Raw genomic sequence first — 14,897 nt, 5'->3', positions numbered from 1 at the left:
GAGGATCCATGTCCCTTATTCCAGAACTGCTCGGCGCCATCGGCTCGGGATCACTGCGAGTGGTCGATCTCACGAACAAGCTGCAGGCCTCGACGCCCACGCTGCGCCTGCCCGAGCCCTTCGCGAACCTCATCGACTTCTCGCTTGAGACGGTGAGCGCGTACGACGAACCCGGCCCGTTCTGGAAGCACGCGAACATCCACACCGGTGAGCACATCGGCACCCACATCGACGCGCCGATCCACTGGATCAGCGGCCGCGACGGGCACGACGTCTCCGAGATCCCTCCCGCCCGCCTGTTCGGGCCCGCCGCCGTGCTCGACTTCTCAGCCGAGGCCCAGGCCGACAACGACTTCCTGCTCGACGTGCACCACATCGAGGCGTGGGAGGCCGAGCACGGCGCGTTCGAACACGGCACCTGGCTGCTGCTGCGCACGGGGTGGGATCGCTTCTCCGATTCGCAGGAGGCGTTCCTGAACGCCGACGAAACGGGCTCTCACACGCCGGGATTCACGGCCGAGTGCGCCGCGTGGCTGGCCGGGCGCCCCGAGATCTCGGGCGTCGGCGTCGAGACCGTCGGCATCGACGCGGGTCGCGGCGCCGAGCTCGATCCGCCGTTCCCCGTGCACTACCACCTGCTCGGCGCCGACAAGTACGGCATCACCTCGCTGCAGAACCTGTCGCTGCTGCCGTCGAAGGGCGCCGCGATCGTGGTCGCGCCGCTGCCCATCGTGGGCGGCACGGGCAGCCCCGCCCGCGTGTACGCCCTCGTGGAGGCTTGATGCGGCCCGCAGCACCGGAGCCGGATGCGCCTGACGCGGCGGCATCAGACGCGGCAGCACCCGACGCGGCAAGATCCGACGCGGCAGGACCCGACGCTGCAGGATCCGACGCGGCAGGATCCGAGCCCGCCGGCGCCGATCTCCCATCCTCCCGCCTCACCGTCGCCGACCTCGTCGGCCGGGCACTCGCGCGACTGGGCGCGGGGCGTTGCTTCGGAGTGGTCGGTTCCGGCAACTTCGCGGTGACCAACGCGCTGCGCGAGGCGGGTGTGCCGTTCACCGCCACGAGGCACGAGGGCGGCGCAGCCACCATGGCCGACGCGTTCGCGCGCATGTCGGGCACGGTCGCGCTGGTCTCGGTGCATCAGGGCTGCGGCCTCACCAATGCGGCGACCGGGATCGGCGAGGCCGCGAAAAGCCGCACCCCTGTGATCGTACTGGCGGCCGAGGCCTCGGGGGCCTCGGTCGGTTCGAACTTCTCGATGGATCAGCCGGGGCTCGCGCGCTCGGTGCTCGCCGACTCGCACCGGGTGCACTCCGCGGCGAGCGCACTCGTCGACGTGGTGCGGGCCTTCCGCGCGGCGCGCGACGAACGGCGCACCGTGGTGCTGAACCTGCCCCTCGACGTGCAGGCGCAGCCGGCGCCCGCCGATGCGCTGCGCGCCGTCGACACGCTCATCCCGCCGCCGAGACCCGTACCTCCGCGGGCCGACGCCGACGCAGTGACGGCGCTCACCCGTCTGATCTCCACCTCGGAGCGACCGGTCATCGTCGCCGGACGCGGCGCGCGCGGCGCCGGCCCTGAACTGCGGGCCCTCGCCTCGGCGGCCGGCGCGCTGCTCGCCACGTCGGCTGTGGCGAAGGGGCTGTTCGCGGGCGACCCGTTCGACCTGGGCATCTCGGGCGGCTTCTCGTCGCCCCTCTCCGCCGAGCTGATCTCGCGGGCCGACCTCGTCATCGGCGTGGGGTGCGCGCTCAACATGTGGACCATGCGACACGGGCGCCTGATCGGCCCGGATACCCGGGTCGCGCAGATCGACCTCGAGGCGTCGGCGCTCGGGGCGCAGCGTCCGATCGACCTCGGCGTGCTGGGCGACGCGGCGTCCACCGCCACCGCGGTGCTCGAAGAGCTCACGCGGTTCGGCCGCGATCCCGAACCCCGCTACCGCACCCCCGAGGTCGCGGCTCGCATCGCGGCCGAGAGCCGCTGGAGCGATGTGCCGCTCGATCCGCCCGACCTCGGCGTCTCCGCGGGCAGCGCTCCCGACGCCCTCATCGACCCGCGAGTGCTCAGCCGGGAGCTGAACGGCCTGCTCCCGGCCGAGCGCATCGTCTCGGTCGACTCGGGCAACTTCATGGGCTACCCGTCGGCCTACCTCGACGTGCCCGACGAGTTCGGCTTCTGCTTCACGCAGGCCTTCCAGTCGATCGGGCTGGGCCTTTCCACCGCGATCGGCGCTGCGCTCGCGCGGCCCGACCGGCTGCCGGTGCTCGGCACGGGCGACGGCGGCCTGCTCATGGGTATCGCCGAGCTCGAGACCGCGGTGCGGCTCGAGCTGCCCCTGGTCGTCGTGGTCTACAACGACGACGCATACGGAGCCGAGGTCCACCACTTCGGAGTGAGCGACGACCCGGACTTCGTCGCCCCGGACCTGGGCGCAGTCACCTTTCCCCACGTCGACATCGCGAGCATCGCCCGCGGTTTCGGGGCGCAGGGCGCGACGGTGCGGGAACCCGGCGATCTCGAAGCCGTGCGACGGTGGCTCGAGTCGGGTCCGACGGGACCGCTCGTGCTCGACGCCCGCATCGCCTCCGACGGCGGAGCGTGGTGGCTGGCCGAGGCGTTCCGGGGCCACTAGATGCTGGGGGTGCTGCAGGGTTTCGCGCTGATCCTCGGGGTGATCGGAGCCGGCTATCTGACCGCTCTCTTCCGCGTGGTCGAGGGGGATCAGCGGCGCGTGCTCAACAACGTGGCGTTCTACGTCGCCACCCCGGCGTTGCTGTTCACGGTGCTGAGCCAAAGTGATCCGTCGGTGATGCTCTCACCCGTGATCCTCGTGACGAGCGCGGCCGCGATCATCGTGGCCGCCGTCTTCGTCACCGCGTCGCGCCTCTGGTTCAAGCGGGACCTGGCGAGCACCACGCTCGGTGCCACGTGCTCGGGCTACGTCAACTCGAACAACCTCGGGCTGCCGGTCGCCGTCTACATTCTCGGTGACGCCGCGTACGTGGCCCCGCTGCTCCTGGTGCAGCTCGTGGTGTTCGCACCGGCGGTCCTCGCCATCCTCGAGAGCACGCGAGGCAACCAGCGCGGGTTCCTGGTCGCCCTGGGTCGCGCGATCTCGAACCCCATCATCATCGGATCGATCGCGGGCCTCGTGGTGGCGCTCCTGGGCTGGTCGATCCCGCAGCTGATCATGGCGCCGCTCGACATGCTGGGGGCCGCGGCCATCCCGATGGTTCTGCTGAGCTTCGGGATCTCGCTGCGCGGGCAGCGAGCACTGCAGCCGGGCACCGGCCGGGCAGCGGTATTCGCCGCCAGCGGGCTGAAGGTGCTGCTCATGCCGCTCGTCGCCTGGCTCCTGGCAACGGCCTTCGGGCTCGACTCGCACGAGGTGTTCGTCGCGACCACGATCGCCGCGCTGCCGACCGCGCAGAACGTCTACAACTACGCCGCAACCTATCGACGCGCCGAGACCGCGACCCGCGACACCGTGTTCCTCACGACGTTCGCGTCGCTGCCCGTGATCGCGCTCATCGCCTGGCTGCTCGGTTCTTGAGGCGATCCCGGATGCCACGACCCCGCGACGCCGTGACGCCCGCGATCCTCAATGCGGAATCCGCGCCGGGTCGGGTGCGGCAGCCGAGAACGCGAAGAGGCTCGCGGTACGGAATAAAGGTCGAGGAACGCGCGTTGTGGTGAGGCGGAATGCGGGGTCTTCGCCGAGGCTCCGCCGTATCACCCCCTAAAGGAGCCTCACTTGAGTTCGCGCATCGCCCAGACCACCGCCCCCGTTCTCGACGCCCTCGCCGGCCGTTGGAGCCCCCGCGCCTTCGATGCCGAGCACGCCTTCCCCGAGGGTGCACTGCGCAGCGTGTTCGAGGCGGCTCGCTGGGCGCCGAGCGCGAACAATACGCAGCCGTGGCGCTTCATCGTCGCCCGCCGCGGCAGCGAGACCTACGCCCGCATCGAGAGCACGCTCGTCGGCTTCAACCGCGAATGGGCGGTCAAGGCCGCGGCGCTCGTCGTCAACATCGCCGAGACCACCGATGCCGAGGGCAAGCCCCGCCCCTGGGCCGAGTACGACCTCGGCCAGGCCGTCGCCCACTTCACGGTGCAGGCGCACGCCGACGGCTACTACACGCACCAGATGGGCGGCTTCGACCGGGAGGCGATCCGCACCGCGTTCGACCTCGACGAGCGCCTGGTGCCGGTCTCGATCACCGCGATCGGCGCGATCGGCACTCCCGAGCAGCTGTCCGAGGTGCTGCGCGAGCGCGAACTCGCTCCGCGCACCCGTTTCGATCTCGAGGAGATCGTGATCGTGCGCGACTGAGGCCCGTCGCCCGATGACAACGGCGGAGGCGGTTCTCCGATGGGAGAACCGCCTCCGCCGTTCAGTCTTCCGGGCGTTCAGTCGAGCATGTCGCTCTGCTCGATCACCGACTCGACGCTTTCGATCAGAGCGCGTTTCTTCTCGTAGAGCGGATGCGACGGATCATCCGCCTCCGACGGCAGGCCGAGGGCCGCTGCGGTCTCGATGGTGTTCACGCCCACGCAGGGCACGATGGTGCTCTTCGGAATCTCGGGGAACTGGGCGGCGACCTCTTCGGCGATCCTGGCCGAAGCCACGAGTATCGCGTTGATGCGTCCGGATTCGATGTCCTCGCGGATGTGCACCGAGGCCGGCACCCCGACCGTGCGGAAGGCGAGCACCTGCGTGACATCGTGACCGCGTTCGATGAGCCCCTGGGTGAGCACCGGGATAGCGACATCGGAGCGAAGTGTGAGCACTCGGAGCACCTCGTCGGTATCGATCTCCGACCACTCCTCGAGCAGCGCGTGGGTGCTGTTCTCGCGCTGGGGCGTACGCGTGATGTGATAGCCCGCGTCACGGAAGGCGACGGCGGTGGCCTCGCCGACGACCGCGATCTTGGTCTCCGGGGGGATCACCGCATTGTGGTGCTGCAGCACGTCGGCCACTGTTGAGCTGGTGGCCGTCATCCAGTCGAAGCCGCCCTCTTCGAGGGTCTTGAGCGCTTGGACCAGCTTCTCTTCTTCACGCGTGTGAGCGAAGTCGACGAGCGGCGCGATCACCGTGTGGGCTCCCTGCTCACGCAGCGCCTTGGAGACAAGGTCTCCCCAGGTCCCGCCCCTCGGAACGAGCACCCGCAGGCCGCTGAGCGGTTTCGCCTCTACCGACATACACCCCACTCACTCGACACCAATACAAAAGCCATACGATCAGTTGCGAATAAACCCTCAGTATGGCGGCGATGGAAAACCATCTGTCCTATTCTTACTCCGCGTTTACTCAGGAAGCAAAACGAGGCCCGACGGCCCGAGGAACGAAACTCAAATGTGACCTGCGATCCGAGCCGCAGATGCTACTGGAAACGCTTGATCACGGCACTGGTCACGGTCCAGACGCCCAGACCGACGATGGCGGCGGCGCCGGCCACGCCGGCCGCGAAGGCGAGCGGGTTGCGCTGCTTCTGCTCGGCCGCACGGTGTTTGAAATCGTCGATGGCGTCGTCGACGCGCTGAGCGTAGTTGAGGCGGTCCTTCAGGAGCGCGAGCGTCTCGTAGAGTTCTGCGCGCGCCTGCGCTGCCTCGGCCACGCCCCGCTGCTTCTCGTGCACGTTCATCGCCAGTTCCCTTCCTCGCCGACGCGCGGCATCTGCGAACCCGAGGGGCGCGATGTCGGGGTCTCGGCATTGATCCGCACCTCTCCGATCGCCGAGATATCGTCTCCGACGCGCTCCAGGGTTTCCTCGGGGACGGGGTTGCCACGCTTGATGAGCGCAATGCCCGCGAGGATCGCAAGTGCGGCGAGCACGAGCAGCGCCGCAGCCACGACGAGCGCGGCGAGCCACCACGGCCACACGAGAGCCAGAGCGGCGATCGCCGCGATCACGAGCGCTTCGAGCATGAAGAACAGGAAGAAGAGCGCAATGACGATCGCGCCGGCGCCGATACCCGCCTTCTTCGCCTTCGAGACGATCTCACGCTTGGCGTTCTCGTACTCGATCTTCGCGAGCGAGACGATCTGCTGCGGCAGACGCGTCAGCAGCTCGAAAGTGCCGGCTTGGTCTTTCCTGCGACTCATGCGTCACCGCCGGCGTTCGAGGCAGCACTCGAATCCCCCTGATTCGCAGAAGAGGAGCCGCTGCTCTGCTTCGCGGTCGTGGCACTCGCGCTCTCGCTCCGCGAGCCGCTGCCCGACGCGGGCTTGGCCGTGTGGGAGGACGCGCCCCTCCGTGCGGCGCCGTCCGCATTCTTGTCAGTGCCATCGTCGTGCAGGAACGCCGCCATCGCGTTCTTGCCCGCCCGGACGGCCGACGCCTTGAGATCATCGACGCGGGTCTGCGCGACGTCGCGCACCGCACCGACCCCGCGCTGCACAGGAGCCGTGTGCCAGAGCGTCTGCGCGCCGTTCTTGATCTGCTCATAACGCTCACGGCCGGCCCGACTGCCCAGCACATAGCCGACTGCCGCGCCGAGAACGAATGCGATCTTGCCCTTCATCATTGCCTCCCCGCCGTTGGCGTTCTAATAGCCTGCAGCTAGCCTACCTGCCGCGGAGAGATGCATGTCGTTTCGAATGCCGCGGTAGTCATGGACTCCCGATTTCTGTAAGATTTGCGCGTTTCGACGATCAATCCGCGATGCCGGCCAGTCGCCGACGCAGTCGCACCGCCTGCGTTCTCGCGTCAACCACCGCGCTCGCGACTGCACCGCCGTGCAGGGCTTCCCCCACCACCAACCACCCGTGTGCATGCTCACGAGCAGTCGCCAACCGGGCCTCGACCGCGTCTCGCTCGTCGATCGAGGCGTGCGGCGCCGCACGCAGAACCGTGCCGATCTCCCCGGCCGGCCGCAGCCCGATCTCCGCGAGGGCCTCGGAAACGGTTCGCGTCAGCTGCGCCTCGCTCGGCACTCCGCCGAGGTCAGGACCCATGTCGAACACCGGCCCGCTGAGGTGAGCCGCGAAGGCTCCGTCTCCAGCCGGTTCGATCCGCACGGCCCAGTGGGCCCCATCGGCCAACTCGACGGCGCACAGCGCCGCGCCGCCGGCGATCTCCCCGATGGGGGCATCGGTCTCGGCCACGACAGCCGCATTCGCCTCGATCCGCCACCGCTGCGGAAGCAGCTCGCGCAGGAAGTACGGCTGTGCGTCGGCCGCAGCCGCGGTGCCAGTGGCGGCAGCGGCGGCGGCAGCGGCCGGCTCGAGAGTAGAGAGCGCTTCTCGGGTCGACGAGGCTCCGATCCCAGCAATGATGGATCGGGCTTCGAAGGTCGCGCCGCCCGCCTCCTCCACGATCCAGAGCTCCTCACCGCCGCGCTGCACCGCGACCACGGGAGCCTCCGATGTCTCCGCGCTGTACAGTCCGAGCCGCCGCCCCAGCTCATCGAGGCCCGCTGACCAGCCGCCCGCGGGGACCACGCCGGTTTCACGTGCAACATCACGGTCGGCGTTTGCGAGCACGGCACCCGATAGGGAGCCGGCCCTCGTCAGTGCCTCGTTGAGGCCGGGAACCGCCACCGCCACCTCGACATCGTCGGTCGCCACCCCGAACCGCTCGCGCACGAACGGGTCGACCAGTCGCTCCACGACGGTCGACCCCAGGCGGCGGCGCACCAACTCACCGAAAGAGTGGGCTTTGCCGATCGTGAGCACAGGCTTCACTCGATCGAGATAGGCACGAGCGGCGGCGCGGCTGCCCAAAAGCGCGATCGCCTGCGACGAGATCGGCACCGCGGGAACCCCCATCGCCGCCGGCGTCGGCTGCGGAGCCCAACCACCCTTCGCGCTGCGCAGCAGCACCGGGCTCGGAGACACGGTCTGGGGTCGCAGCTCGTCGTGCGGCAAGCCGCCCTCTGCAACGGGAGCGGCGGCGTGGGCGAGGAACTCCCGCAGCGACCCCTCCGGATCCGGCAACGCGGTGGAGGATCCGCCGACACGCTCCTCATGAGTTCGTGCGACAGTCGGATCGGAGCCCTCCAAGCTCCAGTCACCGACGCGCACCGAGAGGCCGACCTCGGCGAGTTCGAGTGCGGCGGCCAGTTCAGGCAGCCCCTTGCCGATCACGTAGACATCAATCACGCTGCTGCTCCTCGATTGTCGGACCCGTCGACTGCGGCGCGGATGGCACGGCGATCTGCACCAGATCGATGCGCGTGCGACCGTAACCGCCTCGACGGAAGATCTTGAGCGTCAGCCAGACGAACACGCCGAGCCCGACGACCTGACCGACGAGGCCGCCCGCGCTCCCGCCGTCGGCGGTCTGAGCGGTCTCACCACCCACACCTGCGACCATGAAGCCGAAGCCGACGAAGTTGTTGACGATGTGAATGGCGATCGCCGCTTCCAGACCGCCGGTGCGCCAGGTCAACCATGCCGCGACGACGCCGAGCAGCCCCACCGAGGCGAGCCCCCAGAAGTCGTATATATGCGCCATGGCGAATGCGAGCGAGGGGATCAGGATGCCGAACCAAGGACTGCGCAGCCAGGATCCCAGTACCTGCATGAACAGGCCCCGGAACACGACCTCCTCGGTCGCGGCCTGAAGAGGCACGAGCACGATGACGAGCACGAGCGAGATGAGCGCCGCGTTCACGCTGAACTCCCGATCCTGAGCGGCCGGCGGCTCGGACAGCGCCCCGGGATCCGTGAGCGCGAGCAGACCGAGATCCGCAACCATGCCCACCAGGGTCATCGCGATCAACGCCAGCACCGCCGCGCCGCTCAACCGCAGCAGCATCCCCCAGCGCATCCGTCCGGCGACCGACCAGATCCGCCCCACCGGCCGCATGCCCAGCGAAAGCATCGCCAGGATCACCGAGGGCAGCATCACGATGATCGACAGCATGCCCATCAGCACCGACAGCGGCCTCTGCGTGTCCAGCAACTCGGCGTTACCCGCGGCCAGATCGTTCAGGTAGTCGGGGTCGCCCATCAGCAGCAGCGGTGCGAACACGAACGCGAGGATCACTGTGAAGACACCGAAGTAGGTCCCCGAAAGCAGCAGGAGCAGCAACGGCTTCCACCACCGGTAGTTCGCCACGCCCCGCAGCAGGCGGTGATACTCCAGCGGCTCCGTCTCCACCGTCTGCATGACCGGCGCAGGCGAGGCCCACGCCCACTGCTGCGGCGCAGCCGCGGGCTGGGGGGCAGCGGGCTGCTGCTCGGGATGCTCAGGGACGGTCATCGGGGTCTCCTTACTCTCGCCTCGGACTGGGGCGCAGTTCGGGGCAGGATCCTGTTGCTACAGAATCCTTCCCCATACCTCTGACATTCTCAGGAGAGCCGGTGATCCGGCCTCCCGACCGCGACGAGAAGCCCTCGCCGCGCCCAGAGCCGCACGCCTGCGCTACCGCGCCGGGCTGTAGCGGCAGCGCGCGCCCAGGGTCGCACGCCAGCACTGCCGTGTGCAGCGCCGCGCACCGGGTCACACAAGAGCGCTGCCGTGTGCAGCGCCGCGTGAATAAACCGAAGCTTCGCTTCGGTTTTGATTCACGCGCCCCTCAGACGCGCGGCGAGGTAGCCGTGCAACTCGGAGAGCGGGACGCGCTCCTGCTGCATCGTGTCGCGCTCGCGCACCGTCACCGCGTTGTCGTCGAGCGAATCGAAATCGACGGTGACGCAGAACGGCGTGCCGATCTCATCCTGGCGGCGGTAACGACGACCGATCGCACCCGAATCGTCGAAGTCGATGTTCCAGTCGTCTCGCAGGTCGGCCGCGATCTCGCGCGCGAGCGGCGACAGCTTCTCATTGCGGCTGAGCGGCAGCACCGCGGCCTTCACAGGCGCGAGGCGGGGATCGAGCGCGAGCAGCGTGCGCTTATCGGTGCCGCCCTTCGCGTTCGGAACCTCCTCCTCGCGGTACGCGTCGACGAGGAACGCCATGAGCGAGCGGGTGAGCCCCGCGGCCGGCTCGATCACGTAAGGCGTGTACCGCTCGTTCTTCGTCTGGTCGAAGAAGTTGAGGTCCTTACCCGAGTGCTTCGAGTGCGTCGACAGGTCGAAATCAGTGCGGTTCGCGATGCCCTCGAGCTCACCCCACTCACTGCCCTGGAAACCGAAGCGGTACTCGATGTCCGCGGTGCGCTTCGAGTAGTGAGACAGCTTCTCCTGCGGGTGCTCGTAGAAGCGCAGGTTGTCGGCGGAGATGCCCAGGTCGGAGTACCAGCGCATGCGCTCGTTCATCCAGTACTCCTGCCACTCCTCGTCGGTGCCCGGCTCGACGAAGAACTCCATCTCCATCTGCTCGAACTCGCGGGTGCGGAAGATGAAGTTACCCGGCGTGATCTCGTTGCGGAAGCTCTTGCCGATCTGACCGATGCCGAACGGGGGCTTCATGCGCGCGGCCTGCAGCACGTTCGCGAAGTTCACGAAGATGCCCTGAGCGGTCTCGGGGCGCAGGTAGTGCAAACCCGACTCGTCGTCGACGGGACCGAGGTAGGTCTTGAGCAGGCCCGAGAAGGCGCGCGGCTCGGTCCACTGACCGCGAGTGCCGCAGTTGGAGCAGACGATCTCGGCCAGGCCGCCCTCGGGCGCGCGGCCCTTCTTCTCCTCGAACGCCTCGATGAGGTGGTCCTCGCGCTGGCGCTTGTGGCAGCTCAGGCACTCGACGAGAGGATCACTGAACACCTCGACGTGGCCCGAGGCCTCCCACACCTGCTTCGGCAGGATGACGCTCGAGTCGATGCCCACCACGTCATCGCGCTTCTGCACCATGGTCTTCCACCACTGGCGCTTGATGTTCTCCTTCAGCGCGGTGCCGAGGGGGCCGTAGTCCCATGCGGAGCGCGAACCGCCGTAGATCTCACCCGCTTGGAAGACGAAGCCGCGGTGGCGGGCGAGGGCGATGACCTTATCGAGGCGGGACTGCTCAGCCATGTTCTAGTTCACTCCAAGGGGCAAGCGGGGATCTTGGGAAGGTGCGGGCAAGGCCCGGCACATCCGTCCATCCTACGCCCTCAGCATCCGCATGCCCCGGGCGTCACCGCCCACGGTGCCGCTCAATGCAGGTCGACGAGGTTCTCCGGAGACTCCCCCACCCGCAGATGCGCGATCTGACGATCCAGCAGAGCCGCGACACGGGGCTGCATCGCGCTCGAATCCCCTCCCACGTGGGGAGTGATGAGGGTGCCGGGGCACTTCCACAGCGGATGGTCCTCGGGGAGCGGCTCGGGATCGGTCACGTCGAGAGCTGCGCGCAGCCGGCCCTGCTGCAGTTCAGCCACGAGCGCATCCGTGTCGACCACCGGCCCGCGTGCCACGTTCACGAGGAGGGCGTCGTCCGGCATCGCCGCGAGTGCCGCCGCATCGATCAATCCGCGCGTCTCCGCGGTGAACGGCACCGCGAGGATCACCACCTCGGCCTCCGCGAGGCATCGATGCAGATCCTCGAAGCCGTGCACCTCGACCGTCTCACCCGCGAGGTTGCGCTCCTGACGCGCCGAGCGGGCCAGACGCGTGAGGTGCACCTCGAACCCCGACAGGCGCGCCTCGACCGCCTTCGACACCCCGCCGTATCCCACGAGCAGCACCCGCCGATCGGCCAGGCTCGGCAGACCGATCGGATCCCACCGAGCCGCATCGCCCGACCGCACGAAACCGGGAATGCCCCGCTGCGATGCCAGCGCGAGCGTCACCGCCAGCTCAGCGGTGGAGGTCTCGTGCACGGAAGCGGCGTTCGCGAACGGAGTCCCTGCCGGCAGATACCGCGGCACCCCGTCGTACCCGATCGACTGCCACTGCACCAGCCGGGTCTCGACGTCGGCAAGCGCGGCGAGACACTCGGCGCCTCCCCAGTACGGCGGCACGACGATGTCGAAATATGGACGCGGAGCGGGAGTTTTGAGATCCCAATCCACCAGCTCGACGCCCGGCGCAGAACGCAGGTGCTCCCGCAGCGGGTCTTCGAAGGACAGGGAGACGACGAGGTCACTCATACGATCGAGTGTAGCGTCGGGCGCTCGTCCGGGCGGGTTCCGCAGCCCTCCGACGTATCTTGCTGCAGCGCTCAGCGACACTTCGTTATACGGTAATAGCTATGGACACCTCATATTTTGAGCGGCTTCCCGGAAGCATTCAGAAGCTCGTCGTGGACGGATTGGACGCCGAAGTGCAGGCCGGCCTCGAGAAACTCGATGACGCCAAGAAGAACGGTTCGATGAACCCCGAGCAGCAGGCCGCGATCGAGGGCGACATTCGCCGGGCCGCCGAGCTGCGTCACCGTTTCGCTCCGGCCTGACCGACGCGCTGAGCGCGTTCCGGCCTTGTACCCGCCCGTTTCGCCGCTTCTTCGCCTGCGGCTCCGTCGCCCGTCGACGCCGGATCGCCGCGCACATCTCGCGCACAGCTTCATTCGCAAGTGTGGAGACCTAGCTGTACTCGGTTGGGACGTTGGTGACTGACAGATAGGGAGAAGGCCTCCATCATGAGTGGTGTCTAACGTCACTCAATCGAGGAGGCCTTCTCGTGTCCCACCGTAACGCCAAACTCACTCCCGCGGGCAGACGCATCCTGATCCGGCGGGTGCTCTCAGGACGCCCGGTCGCGCATGTTGCGAAGGAAATGGGTATCTCCCGGCAGTGTGCTCATCGCTGGCTCACCCGTTACCGCCGCCAGGGCTTCTCCGGCTTGCATGATCGCTCCTCGCGACCCCACCGTTCGCCCGGCAGAACCGCGGTTCAGATCGCGGAGCTCGTTCTGCAGATCCGGGTAGACGAACGGGTCGGACGCGATGAGATCGCCAGGAGAACCGGCGTCGGCCCCACGACCGTGTCACGAATCATTGCGAGCGCCGGGCTCCCGCCGTTGCACCAGCTCGACCCGGTCACCGGGGTCAGGATCCGGGCATCTCGCCGCACGAACCACCGCTACGAGCGCGATGCCCCGGGAGATCTCATCCACATCGATGTGAAGAAGCTCGGCCGGATCCCCGACGGCGGGGGCTGGCGCGTGGACGGCCCCGATGCGATCGATCACAATCGTGGGCGTGTGAAGTCGAAGAAGTTGGGCATGGATCTCGTGCATGTCGCGATCGATGATCACTCCCGCCTCGCCTATGCACGCGTGCTCCCGGACGAGAAGGGCGCCACCTGCGCCAGCTTCCTCTCCGACGCGGCCGCGTTCTTCCGCACGCACGGCATCCGCATCCGTGAGGTCATGACCGACAACGCGATGAACTACCGACTCTCCCGAGACTTCCAGGCCGCCCTGACCGCGCTCGGCGCAAAGCACATCCTGACGCGGCCGCACTCGCCCTGGCAGAACGGCAAGGCCGAGCGCTTCAACCGGACGCTCCAAGAAGGATGGGCCTACCGACAATCATTCGCCTGGAACCAAGACCGCACCGACGCTCTACAGCCCTGGCTCGATCACTACAACTACACTCGTCCCCACACCGCTTGCGGAGGCCAACCCCCGATCAGCCGCGTGTCACGAACCAACTGACCGAGTACACCTAGCTGAAGGGAGAACCGGTCATGGGATTTCTTGAGGACGCGAAAGAAACCGCAGGAGCCGCGGCGAAGAAGGTCAGCCGCGCGGTCGAGGACGGCGTGGACAAGGCCAAGGACAAGCTCGACGAGGTCAAGGCCGACGCCGACGTGAAGAAGGCCGAAGCCGAGGTCAAGAAGGCGGAGGCCGAGCGCGACGCCACGAAGGCGCGCAACGACATCAAGGACGACCTGCGCGACTGAGTTCACGGTTCGACGCGCGCGCATGCTCGCGCTGAGTCGTCAGAAGGTCCGGTCGGGATCCGCTCCCGACCGGACCTTCTGCATGCGGCGCTCGGCCTTCGGCGCTCCTCGTTCGCGCAAACGCGCCGAGGTGACGCGTGCGGCCCGTGGCCCTCGGCCCCAGGGGCAACACGCGTCATCTCGATGAGAAGTAGGCGACCCACAAGGGTCGCACACACGGAAGCCCGGTCAGATCTGCGATCTGACCGGGCTTTTTCTCGGTGGCGGGTGAGGGATTCGAACCCCCGTAGGCAGTGCCAGCTGATTTACAGTCAGCCCCCTTTGGCCGCTCGGGTAACCCGCCGTCAGCCGCGCGAACACGACCAAGAGACCACTTTAGCGGCTCATGAGCCCGAACGGAAATCGGCGCGGCGGCGCAGGCTGGAGGGCGCCGAGATACGGATCTCGCATGCCGGTTCACGATCGAGGATGCAAGATCCGTATCTCGAAGGGGTTCGCCCTCCGACAGGTTCAGGGGCGAGGCATGGCAGGATCGGAGCATGCCCGCAATCCCCCAAGAGCTCACCCTGCACACCGCCGATCGCATCGACGACATCCCGACCACGGCCTTCTACCGCATCGCACGCCTGCGGCAGGAGGTCTTCGTGGTCGAGCAGGACTGCGTCTACCTCGACCTCGACGGGCGCGACCTCGAGCCGGGATCGAAGCAGTTGTGGGCCGAAACCGGCGAGGGCGAAGTCGCGGCGACCGTGCGCATCCTGGACGAGCACGCTCAAGAGGCGGGGCTCATGAGCATCGGCCGCGTCGTCACCGCGCCGGACTGGCGCGGACGCGGCATCGCCGCCGCGTTGCTGCGCGCCGCGATCGAAGCCTGCGCGGGGCGCGCGATCCTCATCCACGCCCAGTCCCACCTCGCCGAATGGTACGGCGGTTTCGGCTTCGTGCAGTGCGGCGACGAGTTCCTCGAAGACGGGATCCCCCATCTCCCCATGCGGATCGGCTGACGCCGAACTCAACTCTCGCTGTCGTGTACAGCGCTTTCACACGGCTACGAAACGCTGCCGCGTTCCGCACACGCCGCGTGCCCATGCGGATCGGCTGACGCCGAACTCAACTCTCGCTGTCGTGTACAGCGCTTTCACACGGCTACGAAACGCTGCCGCGTTCCGCACACGCCG

16 protein-coding genes and 1 tRNA gene are annotated in these 14,897 nt (G+C 68.0%); 8 read left to right on the top strand and 9 right to left on the bottom strand.

Annotated features, from left to right (window positions below):
- The first annotated feature begins 8 nt into the window (after positions 1-8).
- The 4 genes from AC0KXF_RS07170 (at position 9) to AC0KXF_RS07155 (ending at position 4,339) form a co-directional block, all read left to right on the top strand.
- Positions 9-782, top strand: coding sequence for a cyclase family protein (locus AC0KXF_RS07170; RefSeq protein WP_473108517.1), 774 nt, complete (start codon positions 9-11; stop codon positions 780-782).
- A complete protein-coding gene (locus AC0KXF_RS07165) occupies positions 782-2,641 on the top strand; it encodes a thiamine pyrophosphate-binding protein (protein ID WP_473108516.1) in 1,860 nt (619 codons plus the stop codon). Before AC0KXF_RS07170 ends, AC0KXF_RS07165 begins: the two co-directional genes overlap by 1 nt.
- Positions 2,642-3,562, top strand: a complete 921-nt coding sequence (locus AC0KXF_RS07160) for an AEC family transporter (protein ID WP_473108515.1) — start codon at positions 2,642-2,644, stop codon at positions 3,560-3,562. It abuts the gene before it with no gap.
- A 201-nt stretch (positions 3,563-3,763) separates the two neighbouring features.
- Positions 3,764-4,339, top strand: coding sequence for a nitroreductase family protein (locus tag AC0KXF_RS07155; RefSeq protein ID WP_473108514.1), 576 nt, complete (start codon positions 3,764-3,766; stop codon positions 4,337-4,339).
- Between the two features lie 77 nt (positions 4,340-4,416).
- Here the strand turns inward: AC0KXF_RS07155 and AC0KXF_RS07150 are convergent, their stop codons facing one another.
- The 8 genes from AC0KXF_RS07150 to AC0KXF_RS07115 form a co-directional block, all read right to left on the bottom strand.
- Positions 4,417-5,208, bottom strand: coding sequence for a uroporphyrinogen-III synthase (locus tag AC0KXF_RS07150; protein WP_223042842.1), 792 nt, complete (start codon positions 5,206-5,208; stop codon positions 4,417-4,419).
- Between the two features lie 182 nt (positions 5,209-5,390).
- Positions 5,391-5,651 (bottom strand): DUF3618 domain-containing protein, encoded by a 261-nt coding sequence (locus tag AC0KXF_RS07145; protein ID WP_473108513.1) that lies wholly within the window; start codon positions 5,649-5,651, stop codon positions 5,391-5,393.
- Complete coding sequence (locus AC0KXF_RS07140) at positions 5,648-6,112, bottom strand: phage holin family protein (protein WP_223042840.1); 465 nt, start codon at positions 6,110-6,112, stop codon at positions 5,648-5,650. The genes AC0KXF_RS07145 and AC0KXF_RS07140 overlap by 4 nt, the downstream gene beginning before the upstream one ends.
- Complete coding sequence (locus AC0KXF_RS07135; protein ID WP_473108512.1) at positions 6,109-6,531, bottom strand: YtxH domain-containing protein; 423 nt, start codon at positions 6,529-6,531, stop codon at positions 6,109-6,111. The genes AC0KXF_RS07140 and AC0KXF_RS07135 overlap by 4 nt, the downstream gene beginning before the upstream one ends.
- Positions 6,532-6,661: 130 nt before the next feature.
- Complete coding sequence (locus AC0KXF_RS07130) at positions 6,662-8,110, bottom strand: hypothetical protein (RefSeq protein WP_473108511.1); 1,449 nt, start codon at positions 8,108-8,110, stop codon at positions 6,662-6,664.
- The gene (locus tag AC0KXF_RS07125; RefSeq protein WP_473108510.1) at positions 8,103-9,215 is read right to left on the bottom strand and encodes a lysostaphin resistance A-like protein; all 1,113 of its coding nucleotides are present in this window, start codon (positions 9,213-9,215) and stop codon (positions 8,103-8,105) included. The genes AC0KXF_RS07130 and AC0KXF_RS07125 overlap by 8 nt, the downstream gene beginning before the upstream one ends.
- A 305-nt stretch (positions 9,216-9,520) precedes the next feature.
- Positions 9,521-10,906 carry a glycine--tRNA ligase gene (locus AC0KXF_RS07120; protein WP_473108509.1) on the bottom strand — a complete coding sequence of 462 codons (1,386 nt, stop codon included), beginning with the start codon at positions 10,904-10,906 and terminating at the stop codon, positions 9,521-9,523.
- 122 nt (positions 10,907-11,028) lie between these two features.
- Positions 11,029-11,964 (bottom strand): 2-hydroxyacid dehydrogenase, encoded by a 936-nt coding sequence (locus AC0KXF_RS07115; RefSeq protein ID WP_473108508.1) that lies wholly within the window; start codon positions 11,962-11,964, stop codon positions 11,029-11,031.
- 101 nt (positions 11,965-12,065) lie between these two features.
- On the opposite strand from AC0KXF_RS07115, the gene AC0KXF_RS07110 reads away from it, so the two are divergent.
- The 3 genes from AC0KXF_RS07110 (at position 12,066) to AC0KXF_RS07100 (ending at position 13,719) form a co-directional block, all read left to right on the top strand.
- Complete coding sequence (locus tag AC0KXF_RS07110) at positions 12,066-12,266, top strand: hypothetical protein (protein ID WP_473108507.1); 201 nt, start codon at positions 12,066-12,068, stop codon at positions 12,264-12,266.
- Positions 12,267-12,493: 227 nt separating this feature from the next.
- Positions 12,494-13,471: an IS481 family transposase gene (locus tag AC0KXF_RS07105; protein WP_473108506.1), complete on the top strand. Its 978-nt coding sequence runs from the start codon at positions 12,494-12,496 to the stop codon at positions 13,469-13,471.
- Between the two features lie 32 nt (positions 13,472-13,503).
- Positions 13,504-13,719, top strand: coding sequence for a hypothetical protein (locus AC0KXF_RS07100; RefSeq protein ID WP_223042833.1), 216 nt, complete (start codon positions 13,504-13,506; stop codon positions 13,717-13,719).
- A gap of 261 nt (positions 13,720-13,980) precedes the next feature.
- Here the strand turns inward: AC0KXF_RS07100 and AC0KXF_RS07095 are convergent.
- Positions 13,981-14,062, bottom strand: a tRNA-Tyr gene (locus AC0KXF_RS07095).
- A 196-nt stretch (positions 14,063-14,258) separates the two neighbouring features.
- Here AC0KXF_RS07095 and AC0KXF_RS07090 point away from each other — a divergent pair.
- A complete protein-coding gene (locus AC0KXF_RS07090; RefSeq protein WP_473108505.1) occupies positions 14,259-14,723 on the top strand; it encodes a GNAT family N-acetyltransferase in 465 nt (154 codons plus the stop codon).
- Positions 14,724-14,897 lie beyond the last annotated feature (174 nt).

Source organism: Leucobacter holotrichiae (assembly GCF_055791005.1).
Note: the sequence above shows the minus strand (reverse complement) of the source record. Positions and strands in the feature narration are given on the sequence as shown.

Bases quoted from the DNA above. Each gene is read 5' to 3' on its own strand.
- AC0KXF_RS07150 (WP_223042842.1), bottom strand. From the start codon at position 5,208: ATGTCGGTAGAGGCGAAACCGCTCAGCGGCCTGCGGGTGCTCGTTCCG.
- AC0KXF_RS07135 (WP_473108512.1), bottom strand. From the start codon at position 6,531: ATGAAGGGCAAGATCGCATTCGTTCTCGGCGCGGCAGTCGGCTATGTG.
- AC0KXF_RS07140 (WP_223042840.1), bottom strand. From the start codon at position 6,112: ATGAGTCGCAGGAAAGACCAAGCCGGCACTTTCGAGCTGCTGACGCGT.
- AC0KXF_RS07125 (WP_473108510.1), bottom strand. From the start codon at position 9,215: ATGACCGTCCCTGAGCATCCCGAGCAGCAGCCCGCTGCCCCCCAGCCC.
- AC0KXF_RS07145 (WP_473108513.1), bottom strand. From the start codon at position 5,651: ATGAACGTGCACGAGAAGCAGCGGGGCGTGGCCGAGGCAGCGCAGGCG.
- AC0KXF_RS07100 (WP_223042833.1), top strand. From the start codon at position 13,504: ATGGGATTTCTTGAGGACGCGAAAGAAACCGCAGGAGCCGCGGCGAAG.
- AC0KXF_RS07160 (WP_473108515.1), top strand. From the start codon at position 2,642: ATGCTGGGGGTGCTGCAGGGTTTCGCGCTGATCCTCGGGGTGATCGGA.
- AC0KXF_RS07165 (WP_473108516.1), top strand. From the start codon at position 782: ATGCGGCCCGCAGCACCGGAGCCGGATGCGCCTGACGCGGCGGCATCA.
- AC0KXF_RS07115 (WP_473108508.1), bottom strand. From the start codon at position 11,964: ATGAGTGACCTCGTCGTCTCCCTGTCCTTCGAAGACCCGCTGCGGGAG.
- AC0KXF_RS07090 (WP_473108505.1), top strand. From the start codon at position 14,259: ATGCCCGCAATCCCCCAAGAGCTCACCCTGCACACCGCCGATCGCATC.
- AC0KXF_RS07120 (WP_473108509.1), bottom strand. From the start codon at position 10,906: ATGGCTGAGCAGTCCCGCCTCGATAAGGTCATCGCCCTCGCCCGCCAC.
- AC0KXF_RS07110 (WP_473108507.1), top strand. From the start codon at position 12,066: ATGGACACCTCATATTTTGAGCGGCTTCCCGGAAGCATTCAGAAGCTC.
- AC0KXF_RS07170 (WP_473108517.1), top strand. From the start codon at position 9: ATGTCCCTTATTCCAGAACTGCTCGGCGCCATCGGCTCGGGATCACTG.